The 3331-nt window shown below is 70.1% G+C and carries 3 protein-coding genes; all 3 read left to right on the top strand.

The window, feature by feature from the left end; translation table 11 throughout:
* A partial coding sequence (locus tag D183_RS0101965) for a DODA-type extradiol aromatic ring-opening family dioxygenase (protein ID WP_017907499.1) occupies positions 1 to 659 on the top strand: 659 nt, incomplete at its 5' end.
* Positions 660 to 753: 94 nt separating this feature from the next.
* Entirely contained in the window at positions 754 to 1998 is a 1245-nt protein-coding gene (locus D183_RS0101960; protein WP_017907498.1) for a putative DNA modification/repair radical SAM protein, read from the top strand.
* A 437-nt stretch (positions 1999 to 2435) separates the two neighbouring features.
* The coding region (locus D183_RS0101950; RefSeq protein ID WP_017907496.1) for a TIGR03915 family putative DNA repair protein at positions 2436 to 3331 on the top strand (896 nt) is incomplete at its 3' end.

Raw genomic sequence — 3331 nt, 5'->3', positions numbered from 1 at the left:
GGCGGCCGCTGGTCGGCGCCGCGGCGCAGCCGCAGACCATCCACGACTTCGGCGGCTTTCCGCAGGCGCTGTACGCGATGCAGTACCCGGCGCCGGGCGCGCCGGCCGTGGCCCAGCAGGTCGCCGAGCTGCTGGCGCAGGCCGGGCTGGCGCCGGTGCTGGACGAGCGTCGCGGGCTGGACCACGGCGTGTGGGTGCCGCTGTCGCTGCTGTACCCGCAGGCCGACATCCCGGTGGTGCCGCTGTCGATCCAGCCGGAACTCGGTCCGGAGCACCACCTGGCGCTGGGCCGCGCACTGGCGCCGCTGCGCGAGGACGGCGTGCTGGTGATCGGCTCGGGCAGCATCACCCACAACCTGCACGACTTCGGCCGCTACGCCGAGGGCAAGGAAGTGCCCTACGTGCGTCCGTTCATCGAATGGACCGAGCAGGCGTTGCGCCGCGACGACGTGCCGGCGATGCTCGACTATCGCCGGCAGGCGCCGTTCGCCGAGCGCGCGCATCCCACTGACGAGCACTGGCTGCCGATCTATGTGGCGATGGGTGCGGCCGGCGCGGACGGGCTGGGCGCGCAGCGCATCGATGCGGGGATCGACGCCGGCCTGCTGGCGATGGACATCTACCGCTTCGACGGCGCCGCGGCGCGCGTGGCGGCCTGAACGCCAGGAGATCGACCTGAGCGATTCATCGCGGTGAAGGCCGCACCGCATCCGCGTCTCACCGTTTGAGACGCGGACCCGGCATCGTCGGCCGGTGAATACCCTCGAGAAACTCGCCGTGCTCGCCGACGCGGCCAAGTACGACGCGTCCTGCGCCTCCAGCGGCGCCGACAAGCGCCATTCGCTGCGCAGCGGCGGCATCGGCAGCACCGAGGGCATGGGTATCTGCCATTCGTACACGCCCGACGGGCGCTGCGTGTCGCTGCTGAAGATCCTGCTGACCAACTTCTGCGTGTTCGACTGCGCGTACTGCGTCAACCGCGTGTCCAGCAACGTGCGCCGCGCGCGCTTCACCCCGGCCGAAGTGGTCAAGCTGACCCTGGATTTCTACAAGCGCAACTACATCGAAGGCCTGTTCCTCTCCAGCGGCATCATCCGCAACAGCGACTACACCATGGAGCAACTGGTGGAAGTGGCGCGGCAGCTGCGCGAGGAGCACCGCTTCGCCGGATACATCCATCTCAAGACCATTCCCGACGCGGCGCCGGAGCTGCTCGCCGCCGCCGGCCGCTACGCCGACCGGCTCAGCATCAACGTGGAGCTGCCGACCGAGCGCGGCCTGGCGCTACTGGCGCCGGAGAAGAACGTCGGCGGCATCCGTGCGGCGATGGGCGAATTGCGCTGGCGCATCGAGGAGAGCAAGGAGGCGCGCAAGGCCGAAACCCGCGTCCGCGCCAAGCCGCCGCGCTTCGCCCCGGCCGGGCAGAGCACGCAGATGATCGTCGGCGCCGACGGCGCGGACGATCGCGCGATCCTGCACACCAGCCACAATCTCTACGGCAACTATCGCCTGCGCCGGGTCTACTACTCCGCGTTCAGCCCGATTCCCGACGCCTCGGCCAAGCTGCCGCTGCTGGCGCCGCCGCTGCAGCGCGAGCACCGCCTGTACCAGGCCGACTGGCTGCTGCGGTTCTACGATTTCTCGGTGGAGGAGATCGCCCCGCCTGCGGCCAGCGGCATGCTCGATCTGGACGTGGACCCCAAGCTGGCGTGGGCGCTGCGCAACCCGGAGCGATTCCCGGTGGATCTCAACACCGCCGCGCGCGAACTGTTGTTGCGCGTGCCGGGGCTGGGCACCCGCAACGTCGAGCGCTTGCTGCTGGCGCGGCGGCATGCGCGGCTGCGGGTCGAGGATCTGGCGCGGCTGCGGGTGCCGCTGAAGAAGTTGCTGCCGTTCGTCAGTGTGCTCGATCACCATCCGCGGCAGCGGCTGGACGATCCGCAGCGGCTGCGTGCGCAACTGGCGCCGGCACCGCGGCAGGGGGGCTTGTTTGATTGACGCGGTGGGGTGGGGTGTTGCCATGCTTGCTGCAACGGCAACGGCAACGGCAACGGCAACAGCAACAGCAACAGCAACATCAAAGGCTTTCGCGCCTACGGGCGCGAGTGACTTTTGTCTTGGCAAAAGTCACCAAAACCGCTCCCGCCTGACACGAGCCGGTGCGATACGGCCGCACCGGTCCCCTGCGCTCCTCGCGGCGAGCGGCACGGCGCCCAAACTCGCTTCGCTCAAACAAGGGCGCCTCTTCGGCCGCTCGCCACTCCGGTGCTCGGCTCGCTTTAAGGCGGGAAGTTTTAAAAGCAACATCACGAGCAACAGCAACAGCAACAGCAACAGCAACATCCGCAGGCGCGGCGATGGTTGCGGATGCTGTGTTGGCGGTTGTGTTGCTGTGTTCTGCATTCGTTTCGGTGAGCTGATGCGTGGAGCGGGGCATGTTCCAGGCTGAGGTGGTGCCGCCGTGGAGTCTGGAGGCGTGGCGGGCGGTGGCGCGGGCGGCGTGGTGCGCGCAGGTGGCGCCGGAGACGCTGGCCTGGGACGGCGACGTGCAGGGCGGCCTGCTCGCCGGGACCGACGTCGCCACGCTGCCGGCGCAGGTGCCGCCGCCGCGGGTATCGGCCGAGTTCCTGGCGCTGGCCGGTGCGGTGCTGTGCCATCGCGATCCGCAGCGGCATGCGCTGCTGTACTGGCTGCTGTGGCGCATCGCCGGCGGCGAGCGCGCGCTGCTGCAGCGGGTCACCGATGCCGATGTGCACCGCGCCCAGCAATGGGCGCAGGCGGTGCGCCGCGACAGCCACAAGATGAAGGCGTTCGTGCGCTTCCGCGAGGTGCCGGGCGAGCAGGAGGCCTACATCGCCTGGTTCGAGCCGGAACATCACATCGTCGATCGGGTGGCGCCGTTCTTCGCGCGGCGCTTCGCCGGCATGCGCTGGGCGATCCTCACCCCGTACCGCAGCGTGCGCTGGGACGGCGAGACGCTGCAGTTCGGCGCCGGCGCGCAGCGGGCCGATGCGCCGGCCGACGATGCGCAGGACACGCTGTGGCGCACCTACTACGCCAACATCTTCAACCCGGCGCGGCTCAATCCGACGATGATGCGCCAGGAGATGCCGCAGAAATACTGGAAGCACCTGCCGGAAGCGCAACTGCTGCCCACGCTGATCCGCGACGCCGGGCAGCGCGTGCGCGAGATGGCCGAGCGCGCGCCCGAACCGGTGCGGCGGCGCATTCCCGCGCCGGTACCGGCGCCAGCGGTGGCCGCCGACGACAGCCTGGACGCGCTGCGCGCGGCGGCGCGCGACTGCCGCCGCTGTCCGCTGTGGCAGGCGGC

The organism is Xanthomonas sp. SHU 199, from assembly GCF_000364665.1.
Classification (GTDB): domain Bacteria; phylum Pseudomonadota; class Gammaproteobacteria; order Xanthomonadales; family Xanthomonadaceae; genus Xanthomonas_A; species Xanthomonas_A sontii.
The sequence above is the reverse complement of the archived record's forward strand: the minus strand, read 5'-3'. Positions and strand labels throughout refer to the sequence as shown.